The organism is Bacillus sp. BK450, assembly GCF_004364885.1.
Classification (GTDB): domain Bacteria; phylum Bacillota; class Bacilli; order Bacillales; family Bacillaceae; genus Bacillus; species Bacillus safensis.
Genome location: NZ_SOBQ01000001.1, coordinates 328,669 through 345,630 on the forward strand (window position 1 = coordinate 328,669; position 16,962 = coordinate 345,630).

Annotated in this window: 20 protein-coding genes and 1 other annotated feature; all 20 genes read right to left on the reverse strand. The window is 41.5% G+C overall.

Annotated features, from left to right (window positions below):
• Positions 1–75: 75 nt before the first annotated feature.
• Complete coding sequence (locus EV579_RS01655) at positions 76–990, reverse strand: RluA family pseudouridine synthase (RefSeq protein ID WP_133743845.1); 915 nt, start codon at positions 988–990, stop codon at positions 76–78.
• On the reverse strand, positions 987–1,454 hold the full coding sequence (lspA, locus tag EV579_RS01660; RefSeq protein WP_024424236.1) for a signal peptidase II: 468 nt from the start codon (positions 1,452–1,454) through the stop codon (positions 987–989). Before lspA ends, EV579_RS01655 begins: the two co-directional genes overlap by 4 nt.
• Before the next feature lie 94 nt (positions 1,455–1,548).
• Positions 1,549–1,923: a TraR/DksA family transcriptional regulator gene (locus tag EV579_RS01665; RefSeq protein WP_024424237.1), complete on the reverse strand. Its 375-nt coding sequence runs from the start codon at positions 1,921–1,923 to the stop codon at positions 1,549–1,551.
• A 160-nt stretch (positions 1,924–2,083) separates the two neighbouring features.
• Positions 2,084–4,849 (reverse strand): isoleucine--tRNA ligase, encoded by a 2,766-nt coding sequence (ileS, locus tag EV579_RS01670; RefSeq protein WP_024424238.1) that lies wholly within the window; start codon positions 4,847–4,849, stop codon positions 2,084–2,086.
• 59 nt (positions 4,850–4,908) lie between these two features.
• Positions 4,909–5,146 (reverse strand) — a binding site (T-box leader).
• Between the two features lie 59 nt (positions 5,147–5,205).
• Positions 5,206–5,700: a DivIVA domain-containing protein gene (locus EV579_RS01675; protein ID WP_008344947.1), complete on the reverse strand. Its 495-nt coding sequence runs from the start codon at positions 5,698–5,700 to the stop codon at positions 5,206–5,208.
• Between the two features lie 26 nt (positions 5,701–5,726).
• Positions 5,727–6,503: a YlmH family RNA-binding protein gene (locus EV579_RS01680; protein ID WP_024424239.1), complete on the reverse strand. Its 777-nt coding sequence runs from the start codon at positions 6,501–6,503 to the stop codon at positions 5,727–5,729.
• A 53-nt stretch (positions 6,504–6,556) separates the two neighbouring features.
• Positions 6,557–6,838: a YggT family protein gene (locus EV579_RS01685; RefSeq protein ID WP_024424240.1), complete on the reverse strand. Its 282-nt coding sequence runs from the start codon at positions 6,836–6,838 to the stop codon at positions 6,557–6,559.
• 6 nt (positions 6,839–6,844) lie between these two features.
• Positions 6,845–7,303 (reverse strand): cell division protein SepF, encoded by a 459-nt coding sequence (gene sepF, locus EV579_RS01690; RefSeq protein ID WP_024424241.1) that lies wholly within the window; start codon positions 7,301–7,303, stop codon positions 6,845–6,847.
• A 1-nt stretch (position 7,304) separates the two neighbouring features.
• Positions 7,305–7,994: a YggS family pyridoxal phosphate-dependent enzyme gene (locus EV579_RS01695; RefSeq protein WP_243837384.1), complete on the reverse strand. Its 690-nt coding sequence runs from the start codon at positions 7,992–7,994 to the stop codon at positions 7,305–7,307.
• Between the two features lie 6 nt (positions 7,995–8,000).
• Positions 8,001–8,864 (reverse strand): peptidoglycan editing factor PgeF, encoded by an 864-nt coding sequence (gene pgeF / locus EV579_RS01700; RefSeq protein WP_133743847.1) that lies wholly within the window; start codon positions 8,862–8,864, stop codon positions 8,001–8,003.
• 211 nt (positions 8,865–9,075) lie between these two features.
• A complete protein-coding gene (locus EV579_RS01705) occupies positions 9,076–9,312 on the reverse strand; it encodes a YlmC/YmxH family sporulation protein (protein ID WP_008344958.1) in 237 nt (78 codons plus the stop codon).
• 79 nt (positions 9,313–9,391) lie between these two features.
• Positions 9,392–10,168: an ABC transporter ATP-binding protein gene (locus EV579_RS01710; protein WP_166644674.1), complete on the reverse strand. Its 777-nt coding sequence runs from the start codon at positions 10,166–10,168 to the stop codon at positions 9,392–9,394.
• Between the two features lie 129 nt (positions 10,169–10,297).
• The gene (locus tag EV579_RS01715; RefSeq protein ID WP_133743849.1) at positions 10,298–10,654 is read right to left on the reverse strand and encodes a PTS glucitol/sorbitol transporter subunit IIA; all 357 of its coding nucleotides are present in this window, start codon (positions 10,652–10,654) and stop codon (positions 10,298–10,300) included.
• 26 nt (positions 10,655–10,680) lie between these two features.
• Complete coding sequence (gene srlE / locus EV579_RS01720) at positions 10,681–11,691, reverse strand: PTS glucitol/sorbitol transporter subunit IIB (RefSeq protein WP_024426936.1); 1,011 nt, start codon at positions 11,689–11,691, stop codon at positions 10,681–10,683.
• A 13-nt stretch (positions 11,692–11,704) separates the two neighbouring features.
• The gene (gene srlA / locus EV579_RS01725; RefSeq protein ID WP_024424246.1) at positions 11,705–12,235 is read right to left on the reverse strand and encodes a PTS glucitol/sorbitol transporter subunit IIC; all 531 of its coding nucleotides are present in this window, start codon (positions 12,233–12,235) and stop codon (positions 11,705–11,707) included.
• 18 nt (positions 12,236–12,253) lie between these two features.
• Positions 12,254–12,685 carry a transcriptional regulator GutM gene (locus EV579_RS01730; protein WP_024424247.1) on the reverse strand — a complete coding sequence of 144 codons (432 nt, stop codon included), beginning with the start codon at positions 12,683–12,685 and terminating at the stop codon, positions 12,254–12,256.
• A 12-nt stretch (positions 12,686–12,697) separates the two neighbouring features.
• On the reverse strand, positions 12,698–13,942 hold the full coding sequence (locus EV579_RS01735) for an NAD(P)H-dependent oxidoreductase (RefSeq protein ID WP_024426935.1): 1,245 nt from the start codon (positions 13,940–13,942) through the stop codon (positions 12,698–12,700).
• Between the two features lie 244 nt (positions 13,943–14,186).
• Positions 14,187–15,125: a sugar-binding transcriptional regulator gene (locus EV579_RS01740; RefSeq protein WP_044330757.1), complete on the reverse strand. Its 939-nt coding sequence runs from the start codon at positions 15,123–15,125 to the stop codon at positions 14,187–14,189.
• Positions 15,126–15,275: 150 nt separating this feature from the next.
• Positions 15,276–16,055 (reverse strand): RNA polymerase sporulation sigma factor SigG, encoded by a 780-nt coding sequence (sigG, locus tag EV579_RS01745; RefSeq protein WP_024424250.1) that lies wholly within the window; start codon positions 16,053–16,055, stop codon positions 15,276–15,278.
• A gap of 143 nt (positions 16,056–16,198) precedes the next feature.
• Positions 16,199–16,918, reverse strand: a complete 720-nt coding sequence (sigE, locus tag EV579_RS01750) for an RNA polymerase sporulation sigma factor SigE (RefSeq protein WP_007499746.1) — start codon at positions 16,916–16,918, stop codon at positions 16,199–16,201.
• Positions 16,919–16,962 lie beyond the last annotated feature (44 nt).

Sequence of the window (16,962 nt, forward strand, 5' to 3'; positions counted from 1 at the left end):
TCCTTCTCAGCCTCTCTGGACTGTTTTAAAGAATCTCAATTTCTTCGTTTATTATTTCAAAAAAAGAACGGCCTGTCAATCGTTATTTCTTAATGAATCGATAAAGCCCTGCATATCAGCTGGAATTGGTGCTGTGAACTCGATATATTCTCCTGTTCTAGGATGATCAAATCCTAAAACACCTGCATGCAGCAGCTGTCCATTAAAATCGACTGTTTTTCTCGGCCCATATTTCGGATCTCCTGCAAGAGGGTAGCCGATATATTTCATATGAACACGAATTTGGTGTGTTCTTCCTGTTTCAAGGCGGCATTCGACAACTGTGAAGTCTTTAAAGCGTTCAATCACATCAAAGTGAGTAACGGCTTGTTTTGCATTTTCTTTTGTGACCGTCATGCTTTGGCGGTCTTTTTTGTCTCTGCCAATTGGTGCATCAATTGTGCCTGTATCATGCTGGATAATACCGTGGACAACAGCCGTATACTTTCTTGTGACAGTTTTAGTCACCAGCTGATTGACGAGTGACTCATGTGCCATATCGTTTTTAGCGACCATTAACAGCCCAGACGTATCTTTATCAATTCGGTGGACAATTCCAGGACGCATCACACCGTTAATCCCTGATAAGTCCTTGCAATGTGCCATCAGACCATTTACAAGCGTTCCTGACACATGACCTGGCGCTGGGTGAACGACCATTCCCCGTGGTTTATTTACGACTAACACATCTGCATCCTCATAATAAATTTCAAGATCCATTGGTTCTGCTTCTACATCTAGCGCTTCCGGATCTGGAATCTCCACTTTGATTTGATCTCCAGCTTGTACTTTGTAATTGGCCTTTACTTGTTTCCCGTTTACTTCGATCAGCCCATCTTTTACCCATTGCTGGACTTGGGTTCTTGACCATTCTGGTTCTGTCGTGCTTAGAAATTTATCTAGCCGTTCACTCGTTTGTTCTTCTGAAACGGCAATATTTACTTGATTCATGTAGTTGACTCCTTATTTTTCTTTCCATCTAACAGCATTTGAATGAAGAGCAGAATAACCCCTACACAGAGAGAAGAATCTGCAATATTAAAGATTGGGTAGTGATAATCCCCAAATACGAAATGAGCAAAATCAACCACTTCCTGACGGAAAATACGGTCGATAAAGTTTCCGATCGCTCCGCCAAGCATTAAGGCCAGCGCTACTCCCAGCAGCTTGTCCTTTTGTCCATGTTTTTGTAAGTAATAAACAATTCCCGCAATAACAACGAGTGTGATCACATAGAAAAACCACATTTGCCCTTGGAGAATTCCCCATGCGGCTCCTGAATTACGGTGAGACGTGATATAAAAGAATCCATCAATGACTGGAACAGAATCACCGAGCATCATATTTTTGACAATGAGCCATTTTGTTAATTGGTCTAAACAAATGATAACGAATGCGATTATGTAATAGAACACACACGTTCCTCCATCTTCATACTTTGATCTTTAAGCATTTTATCAAGAAAACAGGAAGGAGTAAAGAAACTTTAGTTGACAGACAAAAACCTCCCTACATGTGGAAGGCTTCAAAATGAGAATCATTTGATTCGTAAGGATAAGGAGTGAATGCTTTTTTCTCGTATTGCTTATGATATAAAAAGTCGTCAGCCGTGCGGGCGGTAGGAAGAATACTCATTTGTTCAAGCGGAATCACATCTCCTGTCGCCTCACATATCCCATAGGTTCCTTGTTCGATTTTTGCAATAGCGAGAGACACATCTTGCAGCTCTTCTTTGATGTGATAAAGAAGTGTGGTCGTTTTGACCTCATTCAATGTGACATGCTCAGCGGGTGAACGAAATGATGCGTATTCAAACAGTTTAGATTGCAGCTCTTCTTTCATTTGAAGGAGTTCCGTGTAAATCGTCTCTAGATCGCCATTCATGTCGCTATTTCAACTCCTGCCCTGTCGTGATAATCATATTGTTGCCCCGCCTGGTTACTTTAAAGCCATAAGATTTTTCCTTTCGTTCTAAACGCTGTCATTTTCTCATAAAAGAAAACGCCCCGCATATGACGGGGCGCTAGCTTGTGATATCGCATTGTTAATTCTGGTAATATTTCTCCACGATTTCAGCATTTTTCAGCGACAATGTTGGGTACTTTGGATTTGCACCAACGTCTTTTGAAATAATGCGGGAACGTTCGCACAGTTCTCCTTCTGCTTTTTGAACCACAATTCGTCCTGATGCATATTCAGGCGCTGATGTATCTGCATGCTGCTCATCTTCTACCGTTAATTCAGAGATGATAAAGAGCTGCTTCACATCTTCTTTAATGGATGCAAGAAGGTTTTTCACTTCATCTGTCGCATAAAGCGTCACACTTGCTTCAAGTGAACGTCCGATGACTTTCTCGTTACGCGCAATCTCCAGCGCTTTTAGCACATCGTCACGTACTTCCATAAAGCGGTCAAACTTCGCTTCTGTCGCTTCAGCTTGAGGAACTGCCACACCTTCCGGCATATCTGTTAACTGAACACTTGGCTCTTCAACAAAGCTTAAGTGGCTCCATAATTCATCTGCGGTATGCGGAAGAATTGGTGCAGTCAGCTTCACTAAAGCCATTAATGTTTCGTAGAAGACCGTCTGCATGCTGCGGCGGTCTGGATGATCGGCATGCTCAATGTAGACGACGTCCTTTGCAAAATCGAGGTAGAAAGAGCTGAGCTCAATCGTACAGAAATTGTGAATCGCATGATACACGACCGCAAATTCGTAATCATCATAAGCTTTTTTCACTTTATCAATCAATTTGTTTAATTTGATCATGATGTATTGATCCACTTCGCGAAGCTCTTCTACTGGCACGGCATTAACTGCTGGGTCAAAGTCAAATAGGTTTCCATGCAGGAAGCGGAAGGTGTTACGGATTTTACGATAGACTTCTGCTACTTGTTTCAAAATATCATCAGATACTGGATGATCGGCTTGATAGTTGACTGAAGATACCCAAAGTCTTAGAATCTCTGCACCAAGCTGCTTCGCAACCTTCGTTGGATCAATCGTATTGCCTAATGATTTACTCATCTTACGTCCTTCTTTATCAAGCGTAAAGCCATGACTTAGGACACCTTTATAAGGTGCTTTTCCAGTGACAGCAACTGCTGTTGATAAAGAGGAGTTAAACCAGCCGCGATATTGGTCAGAGCCTTCAAGGTAAAGATCTGCCGGACGGACTAGGTCGTCTCTTTCTTCTAAAACGGCTTGGTGAGAAGAACCGGAATCAAACCATACATCCATGATATCCTGCTCTTTTGTGAATTCACCATTCGGGCTGCCTGGATGTGTAAAGCCTTCTGGCAATAGCTCTTTTGCTTCTTTTTCAAACCAAATATTCGAGCCATGCTCTCTAAATAATTGAGATACATGCTGAATGGTTTCGTCCGTGATGATCGGCTCACCATTTTCCGCATAAAAGACCGGAATTGGAACGCCCCATACACGCTGTCTTGAAATACACCAGTCACCTCTGTCACGCACCATATTGAACAGGCGTGTTTCTCCCCATGCTGGAACCCATTTTGTTTCTTTAATATTGTCTAATAACGCTTCTCTAAAATCTTTAATGGATGCAAACCACTGAGCTGTCGCACGATAAATCGTTGGTTTTTTCGTTCTCCAGTCATGCGGGTAGGAGTGCGTGATAAAGTCGAGCTTTTTCAGCGCACCTTTTGCTTCAAGCTGTTCTGTGATGGCTTTATTGGCATCCTCGTAGAATAGTCCTTCAAAACCAGGCGCCTCATCTGTCATCACACCTTTTTCATCTACTGGACAGAGCACATCAAGACCGTATTTCATACCGACAATAAAGTCATCTTCCCCGTGGCCTGGTGCTGTGTGAACACAGCCAGTTCCCGCATCAGTTGTCACGTGATCGCCAAGCATCACAAGAGAATCTCTATCGTAAATTGGATGTGCTGCAACGATTTTATCTAATTCTTTACCTTTTAATGTTTTCACAACTTCGTATTCTTCAAAGCCGAGTGTTTTTACTACTTGTTCAACCAGTTCAGATGCAACGACATAACGCTCAGCACCGACTTGAAGAACACTGTACTCTAAGTTTGGATGAACACAAATGCCAAGGTTTGCAGGAAGCGTCCAAGGTGTTGTTGTCCAGATAATGAATTGTTCGCCGTTTTCAAGAACGCCTTTGCCATCTTTTACTTTAAACGAAACGTAAATCGATGGTGAACGTTTGTCTTTATATTCAATTTCCGCTTCAGCGAGGGCTGATTCACTTGAAGGAGACCAGTTAACAGGCTTTAATCCTTTATAGATATAGCCTCTCTTCGCCATTTCACCAAAGACAAGGATTTGCTGCGCTTCGTATTCAGGCTTTAATGTGACATATGGATTGTCCCAGTCTGCTCTGACGCCTAATCGCTTAAACTGGCTGCGCTGACCTTCAATTTGCTTCCAAGCATACTCCTCGCATAGTTTGCGGAATTCTGCTGTAGACATTTCTTTGCGTTTGACTTTTTTATTTTTAGTGAGAGCTGTTTCAATTGGCAAGCCGTGTGTATCCCAGCCCGGAACATACGGTGCATGATACCCGTTCATTGATTTAAAACGGACGATAAAATCTTTTAGGATTTTATTGAGTGCATGCCCCATATGAATGTCACCATTCGCATATGGAGGTCCATCATGCAAAATAAACGTCGGGCGTCCTTTAGTCCGCTCTAAAACCATTTGATAGATGTCTTTCTCTGCCCACTCCTCTTGGATTTCAGGCTCTTTGTTTGGCAAGTTCCCTCTCATCGGGAATTCTGTTTTCGGCATTAATAAGGTGTCTTTGTAGTTCATACCCATTCCTCCACATGCAAATTCTGATTAAAAAACAATAAAAAAAGCCCTCTCATCCCATAAGGGACGAGAAGGCTTGTCTCGCGGTACCACCCTTTTAGACAAGCGATATGAAAGAACCGCTTATCCACTCTAAAATCGTAACGTGATCAGACGCCTTTTCTTACTGGTTTTTTTCAGAAAAGGAACTAAAGGGGTGATCTCATTGCAGCGTCTCGTAATGTCAGGCTTCCACCATCCCTGATTCGCTTTATTACGCATGTGACAGCTGCGAGTGTCCCTTTCAAACGTTTATCTCTTGTTAATTTATGATGGTATTATATGCAACATGAGCACGTCATGTCAAGATGATGCGCTTATTCTTTTTCGTCAAAGACAGCGTCTACTTCATATTCCAGTAAATGATCCCAATCGTCATTTTTCAGAAGATCAAGCTGTGCTTCGATGAGCATTTGGAAACGAGTTCTAAAGACCTTCGACTGTTTCTTCAGCTCTTCGATTTCCATTGCAATTTTTCTTGATTTTGACAGCGCTTCGTTGATAATACGGTCTGCATTTTTCTCTGCTTCACGAATAATCAATTTTGCTTCTTTATCCGAATGGCGCTTTACGTCTTCTGCTGCTTCCTGCGCCACAAGAATCGATTTGTTTAATGTCTCTTCAATTGTTGCGAAATGACCTAGTCTTTCGTCAAGCTCGTTTACTTTGTCTTCAAGCTCATTCTTTTTACGAAGTACGATCTCGTAGTCTTTACGTACTTGGCTTAAAAACTCGTTTACTTCGTCTTCGTCATAGCCGCGAAAGCTTTTTGTGAACGTTTTATTATGAATATCATTAGGTGTTAATGGCAACCTCGCCACCTCCAGATTCAAGTTCGTTATGTCAGAAGCTCAAATGTTACTTTGAATTTATCTTTTTTGGTCTTCCCATCAATCGTTTTGAGGCTAAAGCGGCCAAATCCCCGAACAGAGAGCTGATCGCCTTCACCGATTGTAAAGGAAGGGTCCTCTGTGACTTTCCAATTGACTTTGACAAGCCCATTTTTGACTAAAAGCTGTGCTTTTTGCCGAGACTGACGGCTGACAGCAGCACATACAGCATCAAGCCGAAGTGAAGAAATGGTATCTTCTTTGATATCAGTCTTCGTGATCACTGGCTTTATTTCTGCCTGCGTGATTTCCTCTAATGAAACGGCTGCTCTGCCGACATGTGTCAGCTGCGCCCGCACAAAATCGGCGACATCACTTGTACAAATAAACTGCACATCTTCCTCTGAAAATAATAGATCTCCGAATTTTTGACGCTTCAAGCCTGTCCCAATCAATGAGCCGAGAAGCTTCGGGTGTTCTAAGGAAATAAACTTTTTCGCATAGTTCACCTGAAAATATGACAGCTCAACATCTTGAATTGAAGGTTCTAAATAATCAGGATAAATGAGGGCTCTTTTGCGCTCAGCTCCCTCATACCCGCCAAAAAACATGATCCCAAGTTCTTCGCCATGCTGGATGACGGACTCAGTAATAAATTGCTCACGCGGATCAAGGAAATCTGTTAATTTCATTCGATATTGGTCGAGTGCGATTTTTTTCCAGCCTAACACTTGGTCGACAAATGGCTGTTCGTCTTTTCTAAAATGCTGATAGATATCGCTCATTTTGTTCCCCTCTTATGTAAAAGAGCCTGGCAGTGCCAAGCCCGGCAGCCTGTTTACATGAAGCGCACAATCATATTGTAAAGACCCGTTAGTCCATATGATGATGCAAAACGAATCACAAGCAATGCCACAATCGGCGAGATGTCAATCATGCCGATTGGCGGAATAATTTTACGAAATGGTTCTAAATACGGTTCGCAAATATTTGTCAGAAAACGGCCAAACACAGTTTCTCTTGCAGATGGCACCCATGACATAAAGATGTAAATAATAATCGCGAATGAGTAAATCGTTAATACCGTTCCTAAAATATTAAAAATGAAATTTAAAATCACTATGATTTACCACCTCTGAGGTTCTTCCTCTGTCAATAGCTCTGATATTGTACCAGATACATCTACATTATCAGGTGTGCAGAGGAATATATTCGAGCCAATACGCTGGATGTCTCCACCGATTGCATAAACGGTTCCGCTTAAGAAGTCAATGATTCGCTTTGCTTGATCATGCTGAATGCGCTGCAAATTCACGACGACTGCACGTCTGTTTTTAATATGGTCTGCAATCTCCTGCGCTTCTGCATAAACACGCGGCTCACTTAACACCACTTTAGAGGATTTTTGCACGCTTTGCAAGCTGACGACATTTTGTTTTCCTGTCTGCGGGCGATCTTGAAATGCTGCTTTGTCCTTCGTTCCTTTTTCTTCTTGAACGGGTTCTCTTTCTTCATCAATATATTCGTACTCATACTCTTCATCGTCGAGAGTGAAAAAGCTTTTAAACTTATTTTTTATGCTCATGTCACGCACCTCCTGTTTCATTTCCAACAAGTGAAGAGCCAATCCGAACGAATGTCGCACCTTCTTCAATTGCGATTTCAAAATCATTTGACATGCCCATCGATAAATGCTGACAAGGTGCATTTACTTGGTTAAGATGTTTTACTTCTTCTTGAAGATTTTTTAATGTTTTAAAACAGTTGCGAATCACAGTGTGATCATCTGTAAATGGAGCCATCGTCATCAGCCCAGCCACTTCAATGTGTTTGAAATCTGCCAGCTGTTTCACAAATGGAATGACGTCTTCGCTTTGTAAGCCGTGTTTTGACTCCTCAAGTGATGTGTTCACCTGTACAAAACAGCGAACTGTGTGATCCGCTCTTTTTTCAATTTCATTCGCAAGGGACATTCTGTCAAGCGAATGTAAGTAATCAATTGTCTGAATGACAGATTTCACTTTTCGCGTCTGTAAACTGCCGATGAAGTGCCAGCTAATGTTTTCATCGGTTATGGCCGCCTGCTTTTCAAGTAACCCTTGGTCACGATTTTCACCAAAGTGCATAATTCCTGCTTCCTTGGCTTCTTGTGCTCGTTCAATGGAAACATACTTTGTCACAGCGACGACCGATACATCTGCTGGTTGTCTACCGGCTCTTTTACATGCTTCGTTTATTTGTTCATTTATTTGTCTGAGATTCTCTCGTACATTCAATTGCACTTATGCCTCCTTAAACCCGACAAAAGACATCATACGTCCTGTTTTCCCTTGATCACGCCGGTGTGAGAAGAAAAGCTGATCATTGCAGCTTGTGCACATCGAACTGACATGTATGTTTTCTTCCTTTATTCCTGCATGAAGCAATACGTTTTTGTTTAATGTTTTCAAATCAATTTTATATTGTCCTGGTGAAATCTCGGAATACACATCCTCTGTTGAAAAAGGAAGCTGTTTCACTTGATCCATGACTGCGTCATCGACTATGTAGCAGCAGCTGCCAATGGATGGTCCAATGACGACTTGAATATGATCGGCCTTGGCACCTTCTTGGCTGACCCATACATCAACCATCTTTGCACCAATTTGCTTGACGGTTCCTTTCCAGCCGGCATGAGCCGTTCCAATTAATCCGTTTTGCGGAGCTAGAAAATAAAGCGGAACACAATCAGCGAAACAAAGAGCGAGCATCATGTTCGTCTCAGACGTATATAAACCGTCTGTACCAGGCAGTGCCTCATCATAATGAAGACTTCCTCTTCCTCTTTGCTCCTTGGTGACTTTCAGGATGCGATCCTCGTGTGTTTGGTCTGCAAACACCCAATCAGAGAGCGGCACAGCAGCAGCATCTGCTATGACTTGACGATTCATTTGAACACTAGAAGCATCATCTCCTACATGGAGTCCAGTGTTCAATGATTGATATGGAGGTAGGCTGAAGCCGCCGTTTTTTGTCGTAAACCCGGCCAATACCTCTTTACCAGAACATGTCATGTTCGTCCAATCATGAATGGTCATTGCATATGGTGATTTCTGCTGAAAGGGGTCATATTTGTATGTCAAAGCTGCCTCCCACCTTTCATTCATCTCTCTTTATTTCGCTCCTATTTTACCACAAGACATGCATAGACAGTTAGTGGGATTCATTAAATATTACACTCAAATGTGCCCTTTCTGCAGGTTTTTTTACAAATTGATATGAAAACGTAATCTTTTTACCCGAAAAAGACATTGTTTGCTAAGAATGAAGAGTTTGTTTTAAGGAAAAATTGAATGATTCATTGAGGAATTATACGAATTAAGAAGACAAGCGGACAAGTATCACATCTTCGCCAATTTTTACTATATTTCGCCATGGGACAATCATTTCCTCTTCTTTTCCGAAAAATCCCATCATTTTACCTGTGCCGCCAATAATAATCGCTTGGATTTTACCGCTTGTGACATTAATATCAATGTCCCCAATGGTGCCTAGTTTTTTCCCGCTGGATACATCGACGACATCCTTGATTTGGAATTCAGAAATACTGATCATCTGTCCTTCCCCGCCTTTCGTTTTCTACTATAATATGTATGATGGAAAAGCAGGGACGCAGACCAATAGTTTCTTTTATCTACAATTTGCTTAAATGCGGACGGCCATTTCTCCACATGACATCTACCGGACATTCAAAAAAAGAAGAAAGCAGGCCGCTTGTCATCATCTCTTTTGTTTCTCCTTGATCAAAAACCGATCCATTTTTTAATAATAAGGTATGCTGAAAAACAGGCAGAATCTCCTCTGCATGATGGGTCGTATAGAGCAAAGTAGGCGCATCAGGCTTAGCTGCAATCAATGAGATGGTCTCCAGCACTTGCTCTCTTGCTAAAAAATCAAGACCCGTCACAGGTTCATCTAAAATCAAGAGCTGCGGATCATTCATTAAAGCCCTCGCAATCAAGACTTTTTGCTTCTCTCCCTGTGAGAGGGTTTCATATGTTCTGTTGGCATATTTGAATGAACCAAACGCTTTTAATAGATCAATGGCTTTCTCTCTCATTTCATCTGTCGGGGTTTCATAAAGCCCGATAGAAGCAAATGCGCCGCTCAAAACAATTTCAAAAGCATTGTCGTCTCTGTGCAATTTCTTTTCAAGTCCCGCTGAGATGAGACCAATTTTCCTCCTGAGCTTTTCACCAAGAGCTTCCTTGCCAAAGACATGCCCCAGCACTGTCATCTCGCCTGACGAGGGGAAATAATAGGAGCAGAGCATATTTAATAAAGCGGTTTTTCCCGCACCATTTAAACCGTAAAGCACCCAGTGTTCCTGCTTATTTACTTGCCAGTCTACAGACTGCAGCAGCCATTTCCCATTTCTTTTTAATGAAACATTCTTCAATTCAAGTGACACCATAACTTCCTCCTGAGTAAAAATTCTGAATATACAAATAATGAATGTTTACAGCATATCGTAAATGCTCTTTCTGGTAAACCTCATATAAAAAAGCTGCTCCAATTTAGGAACAGCTTTTTTACAAGGTTACGAAATTTCAATTCGTACGCCTTCTTTTATATCAGGAAACGTGTGCGGGGATGCAAATACAGCTCCTGGTAAAACTTCATCAAACGGCTCTTGGAAGTAGATCGAAATATGGCCGAGCTCTTTAAAGTTGTCATTTGCTTTATTGCCTAGGGCTGTGATCGTGTACGTTTGATCGCCCACTTGAATGGTTCCGCCTAGCTTCAGCGGCTCTTCTTCTAGATGTTCGAACTCATGAATGACAGACATATCTCTTAATTCCTGCGGCGCTGCGGGTCCAAATAAAACAATCAGCTTATCTTCTTTAAATTGCGGGACTAAGATCCCAATTTCTTTTACGACAGATTGTGTTACCATGTATCTCGATTCCTCCTTTAATACGTTTAATACATACCGAAGCTGGCAACGTATGCGATCACAACAGATAGAACCCCTGTAATAAGACGGCTATACAAAACAGCTGGTACCCCATATTGTACCGTTTCCGGCTTCGCTTCACCAAGTGACAACCCCACTGGAATAAAATCACACCCTACTTGACCGTTGATGGCAAATAGTGCAGGAAGTGCAAATTGAGGCGGAATGTTTCCTAGTGCAATTTGACTACCAATCAGAACACCGATGACTTGGGCAATGACTGCTCCAGGTCCTAAGACAGGTGATAGGAACGGCAGTGTACAGACCACAACGAGCAGTAAGAGCCCCCAAAGAGATCCTGCCAAAGGTGATAGAAAATGGGCAATCAGATCACCGATTTTTGTATAATTGATAATTCCAATTAACATACTGACAAATGCCATGAATGGAATAATGTTTTTCAAAAGCATATCAACAGAATCACGGCCAGCCTGGTAGAACGTACCGGTGACTTTCCCGATTCCGCGTGAGAATCTCATCAGGAAATTGCCTTTTTCCTGCCGCTCAATATTTTCCTCTTTCAGCTTTGCATACGTTTCTTTGAAATTCTCTTTGTCAATTGACTCACTGTTTTCCTGACCTTCTGCTTTCGCCTCACCATCAGATGCTTCTGCATAGGAAATATCTTTTTCTGTTACGCCTGATACGAAGATATCTTCTGTAATATGTTTAGCAAGCGGCCCAGAAGGAGAGGATGCTAAAACGTCTACAGTTGGAATGCGTTTCATTGGATAAAGTCCGATTCGCGCTGTTCCCCCGCAGTCAATGACAACACACATCATTTCATCTTCTGGTATAGAGTTTTTAAAGCCATCACATGCTTCTGTCCCTGTCATTTCTGCAATTTTACGTGCAACCGGGTGAATGCCTCCCCCTGTAATGGAAACGACCTTTCTTCTTTTACCAGTTGGTTCAAGCTCTAAGCCTTCTCCCCATCCGCCAGCACCTTTTGCAACAAATACTTTGTGGTTTGTCATGTCTAACCCTCCCCTATTGTGAATTCGCTTTCATTTTTCCTGCTAAATATTTTGTAATCCATTCAGTAATGATTCCGCGTAGTAAAATGACGACGATCCCAACTAAGAAGTAACGAACAGCAAGCTCTGACATTGAATATCCAGCTTCTTTAATCCCGTTCGCAATTCCTAAGTAGACAAATAGTTCTCCTGCGTTGGCATACGGGAACAGTGATGTCACCGGATGAACAAATGAAACAGCTGAATCATAGAATGCTGGTTTTTGTTTTTCAGGTAAGAAGCGGCCAAACGTATAAGCCATTGGGTTTGTCAAAATAAGAACAGATAAGATCGGCATTAACGTGTAGCGCAAAATGGTATATTTCGCTGCAAACTGAATGGCTCTATTCACTCGCTCTTCTCCAATAAATTTCATGACAGCATAAGTGAAAGTAAGTAACACAACAAGCGTTGGAACGATACCTGTAATCAGACCCATGAACTGCTTTCCGCCGGCTTCAAACATACCGATAAAGTGCTCTCCAAACCATTGAATCCATTCCATGTTTCATCTCCCCTTTCTTTAGTTCACATTTGTTATATTTTTTTTCGAAATCGAGACAAGTGCCTGTTCAGCCGCCATGGAAAGTGCTTGCATGACAGCTGGCGCTTTTTTGCGCTTTTTCAACGTTTTCTTCATCATGTGGTGCTCGTCCAGCACAGCCCCTACATGCTTGCCTTCATATGCAGGGACTTCTTTAAATTTAGATAAGATCGATACGCCGCCAAGCACATGGCATTTTTGAATGATATACGATTCATCCACAATGATGAGCGCAATGGCCCCAGGGCCAACTTTGCGCCGTTCCATTCCTGAAAATAAGTGATAGCCCTGTTTCCCTCTGTAGTCATCAATCAGTGAGTCCATGCTTTTGCGGTAATACTTGATTTGAATAAAAGATAACCCATACTGCACGATGAGAATGATACAAAGTACGATTGCTAATTTTTCCATAGCTTCACGTCCTTATGATTGAAATAAGTGATCTTGTAATGAACGCAGCTTCCAGACGGTTGTGTTTGAATCAAGCTCTACATCATCATGAGTCAGGAACTGTCCTAATTTGATGTCTTTTTTCGCTACGACTTTTCCGCTGATTAAGCCAATTGGAATGTGACCGTTCGTTTTCATGTCTTGATGCGTTTCAAGTACACCTCTTACGGAGTATCCGCCAATTCCGTCAAGTGATTCCCCTGCTTTAATATCTCTTTTCGCAACAGCGACTGTTTCTGACACTGGTACACCAATCGGGTGGATCGATGAATCATGCTGTAAGACCGCTTTTGCGATAGTAACGGGTGTTTCAAGACTCGCTAAGTGGAAAGGACGGTAAAGCGTGTAGTGAGGACCTTTTCCAACTTTTAAGTAACGAAGCTCTTCATCTACTGGCTCTAGATCACTCTTGACGATAACGAATACGCCTGGAGCAAGTCCATTTACATATTCAACGACTCCGAAGTTATCGAGCACGCCGCCTTGTTGTTTTTGATTCAATTTATCTGCTACATTCTCTAAATTTGCTTCGACTCCGTGCATACCGACTTTATCTGGCAAAAGCCCTGTCGCGTTACTTAATAAGTTCATTTCTGCCATTGTTTTTGTTCCGTCTTGGAAGGCAGCGAGCATATGTGCACTCATATGTTTACTATCTGCTTCTGCTTTACACGTATCTGGATTTGCTTCTGGGAAGAATGGGTTGTTCTTGCCTTTCCCAGCAACGAGCACCTCAAGTCCCATTGTTTTTGCAAATTCATATAATTCTAGTGTTGCTGCCGGCTCGTCTCCAGCTGATCCAGAGTAAACAAGTCCTGCATTTGTGAATAATTTATGCATCACCAAACCGATGGTAATATCAACTTCTACATTTAAAAGAACGAGATGTTTCTTTGAATTAAGCGCTTCCAAAGATATGTTTGCTCCGACCTCTGGCACTCCTGTTGCATCTACGACAACTTCCACAAAATCTGATTGAATCACTTCTCTATAATCATTTGTGACGACCATTTGATGCGGCTTCGCATGCTGCTTGTAAAAATTCGCTGCCTTCTCTGCTGCACTAAGGTGAATATCACAAACACCTGCTACAATCATGCCTGGAATTTTAGAAATTTGTGAAATAAGTCCAAAGCCCATTTGGCCTGCCCCAATAATTCCTACTTTGATCGGATCTCCACTGCGTTCTCGAGCTAACAACTGTTGATAGATTGACATCTAAATCATCCTTTCAGGTTTTCTTGCTTCTCGGGTAGATTGCTAGAAAAATAATCTGAAACTTTTAACAAATGTTATAAAAATTAACAAAAATCTGTTTCTTGTAACATTTGTTATTTTATTTATCATTTGTTATGAACTTAGTTTATATGATGTGTCAACTTTGTGTCAAGATAAAATCGATAAAATTTTCAATCTTTTTGAGTCTAAAGACTCAAAAAAACTACCTAATCATATTAGGTAGTTACTTTAATAAGGCATCTCCTGTTCGTTCATCCGTAATTAATACATGAATTAATCCACCTTCTAATGCTGCCCGGATCGCTTCAACTTTTTCTTCTCCTCCAGCGACACCAATGACTAGCGGGATTTCTTTCAACTTTTGCGGGCTTATGCCCATTACCCTGTCGTTCCATGGGTGAGGATACACTTCCCCTTGGTGATCAATAAAGTTATAGCAAATGTCACCCGCTACATCCTTCGCTTGAAGAATATCCTCCTCACCGCTTGTCATATAAGATTTCACCATCGTTGAATGCTGCGGAACTCCGCCAATCCCGACAACCGCAATATTTGATGTTTCTCCTAATTCAATCACTTTTTTGATTGACGGCTGCCGTATCAGTACATCTTTCGCTTCTTTCGTATCAAGCATGACAGGCACATGTAAAAACTCACATTTAGATTTGAGTGCCTCTGTGCATCTCGCAATAATATAATTGGCATGGATATCAACATCTTCGTTTCCCACACCCCCGACAAGCGGAACAAATGTCACGGATGGGTAGTGCTGAACTGACGTAAGCGCTTTCGCCATTTCATGCAAAGTCGTTCCTGAGGAAAAACCGATGACTTGTCCATCCTTCATGACTTTTAATAAAAAGCCTGCCGCCGCAGCGCCGATTCGGCTTTTTGTTGTTTCTTGGCTGAGCGTTTCCACACAGACGACTTCTCGCAGCCCGTATTTCCGCTCTATTTTTCTTTCTAAAGATCCATATTGTTGATTCATTTCATCATGAATAATGATTTCCACGATTCCTGCTTCACGTGCTTTTGCCAAATATTTCGATATGAGCGAACGGCTAACCCCAACAGCATCTGCTATTTTAGATTGAGTGGCGCCTTCTTCATAATACATATGCGCAACCTTAATGAGCAGCCTTCTTTCATCATGGAATGTCATAATAACCCTTCTTTCCGCTTAAGTGTTCCCTAACAAATGATATCTAAAATAACATTTGTTAAAAACAGATTAAATGAAAAAAATAACAGAGTCAATACTAGAGACGCGCTCTTTCCCAAAATGAAAAAAGCCGCACATGAAGCGGCGGCTTTAAAAGATGTTTTTATTCATTTGTTTGATGGCTGCTTTTTCAAGTCTTGAGACTTGTGCTTGAGAAATCCCGATCTCTTCAGCGACTTCCATTTGCGTTTTTCCTTGGAAGAAGCGTTTGCGGAGAATCATTTTTTCTCGATCATTCAATCGGCGCATTCCCTCTTTTAAGGCCAATTCCTCTACCCATTGTGTGTCTTTGTTCCGATCATCACTAATTTGATCCATCACATAAATCGGATCTCCTCCGTCATTATAGATCGGTTCAAACAAAGAAACAGGATCTTGAATCGCATCTAGGGCAAAGACAATTTCCTCATGAGGCACTTCCAACACTTTGGCAATGTCTTCTGCCGTTGGCTCCTTGCTTGTCTCACTAATCAGCCTCTCACGAACCTGAAGCGCTTTGTAGGCAATATCTCTTAGTGAACGAGACACCCGAATTGGGTTGTTATCACGCAAGTATCGACGGATTTCTCCTATGATCATAGGGACCGCATAAGTTGAAAATCTGACATTGTGGCTTAAATCAAAATTATCAATTGATTTCATTAATCCGATACAGCCTACTTGGAAGAGATCATCCACATACTCGCCTCTGTTGTTAAAACGCTGAATCACACTTAAAACCAACCGCAAATTGCCATTGACTAGCTTTTCTCTTGCTGTATCGTCACCCTCATCTTGCAGCTGTCTGAACAATTTTCTCATCTCTTCGTTTTTCAGAACAGGCAGTTTGGAGGTGTCGACTCCGCAGATTTCCACTTTATTTCTGGACACTTTTTTCCCTCCCTACAGGAGCTGTTGTACAAAGTTCAGTATCTCCTTGGGATGGAAAAATATGCACGAGTGATGACGAGAATCATGAGAAAAGAAGTTGATTCCTTTGACAGCAAAGGGACAGAGCTTTTCAAAAAAATTTTTTAGACCATTTTGTTAAATTCTTTTTGTAATCGTTTAATAATTCTTTTTTCAAGTCTTGAAATATACGACTGGGAAATGCCTAGCATATCAGCGACATCTTTTTGGGTTTTTTCCTCACCGCCAACCAAGCCGAATCTGAGCTCCATGATCTGTTTTTCACGGTCATTTAATTGCTCCAGCGCTTTTTTCAAAAGTTTTTTATCTACATTTGCTTCAATATCCCGTGTGATAATATCATCATCTGTTCCAAGTACGTCTGATAAAAGCAGTTCATTTCCGTCCCAATCAATGTTGAGCGGCTCATCAAACGACACTTCTGAACGAATTTTATTATTTCGGCGCAAATACATCAAAATCTCATTTTCAATACATCTCGAAGCATATGTCGCAAGCTTGATCTTTTTTTCTGGGTTAAATGTATTGACTGCCTTAATTAGACCAATAGTTCCAATACTAATTAAATCCTCAATATTAATCCCTGTGTTTTCAAATTTTCTTGCGATGTAGACCACCAACCGCAAATTTCTTTCAATCAGGATAGCCCTTGCTGTTTGATCACCTTTTGGTAATTTGACAAGCAGTTCCTGCTCTTCATCCTTTGATAATGGCGGCGGCAGCGCCTCACTACCACCAATATAATAAATCTCATCACTCTTAAGACCTAGCTTCATGAGGAGTTTATACCAGTAGTAAGTGAGTTTAAATTTTAATTTTTTCATCTTCTTCTCCCTTCTAAATGTCAAGTTAATCTCGTAAGATAAAA

Excerpts from the sequence above, each read along its gene's own strand:
- EV579_RS01655 (WP_133743845.1), bottom strand. The coding sequence starts at position 990 with ATGAATCAAGTAAATATTGCCGTTTCAGAAGAACAAACGAGTGAACGG.
- EV579_RS01665 (WP_024424237.1), bottom strand. The coding sequence starts at position 1,923 with ATGAATGGCGATCTAGAGACGATTTACACGGAACTCCTTCAAATGAAA.
- ileS (WP_024424238.1), bottom strand. The coding sequence starts at position 4,849 with ATGAACTACAAAGACACCTTATTAATGCCGAAAACAGAATTCCCGATG.
- EV579_RS01680 (WP_024424239.1), bottom strand. The coding sequence starts at position 6,503 with ATGAGCGATATCTATCAGCATTTTAGAAAAGACGAACAGCCATTTGTC.
- sepF (WP_024424241.1), bottom strand. The coding sequence starts at position 7,303 with ATGAGCATAAAAAATAAGTTTAAAAGCTTTTTCACTCTCGACGATGAA.
- pgeF (WP_133743847.1), bottom strand. The coding sequence starts at position 8,864 with ATGAATGAAAGGTGGGAGGCAGCTTTGACATACAAATATGACCCCTTT.
- EV579_RS01705 (WP_008344958.1), bottom strand. The coding sequence starts at position 9,312 with ATGATCAGTATTTCTGAATTCCAAATCAAGGATGTCGTCGATGTATCC.
- EV579_RS01715 (WP_133743849.1), bottom strand. The coding sequence starts at position 10,654 with ATGGTAACACAATCTGTCGTAAAAGAAATTGGGATCTTAGTCCCGCAA.
- srlE (WP_024426936.1), bottom strand. The coding sequence starts at position 11,691 with ATGACAAACCACAAAGTATTTGTTGCAAAAGGTGCTGGCGGATGGGGA.
- srlA (WP_024424246.1), bottom strand. The coding sequence starts at position 12,235 with ATGGAATGGATTCAATGGTTTGGAGAGCACTTTATCGGTATGTTTGAA.
- EV579_RS01730 (WP_024424247.1), bottom strand. The coding sequence starts at position 12,685 with ATGGAAAAATTAGCAATCGTACTTTGTATCATTCTCATCGTGCAGTAT.
- EV579_RS01735 (WP_024426935.1), bottom strand. The coding sequence starts at position 13,942 with ATGTCAATCTATCAACAGTTGTTAGCTCGAGAACGCAGTGGAGATCCG.
- EV579_RS01740 (WP_044330757.1), bottom strand. The coding sequence starts at position 15,125 with ATGACATTCCATGATGAAAGAAGGCTGCTCATTAAGGTTGCGCATATG.
- sigE (WP_007499746.1), bottom strand. The coding sequence starts at position 16,918 with ATGAAAAAATTAAAATTTAAACTCACTTACTACTGGTATAAACTCCTC.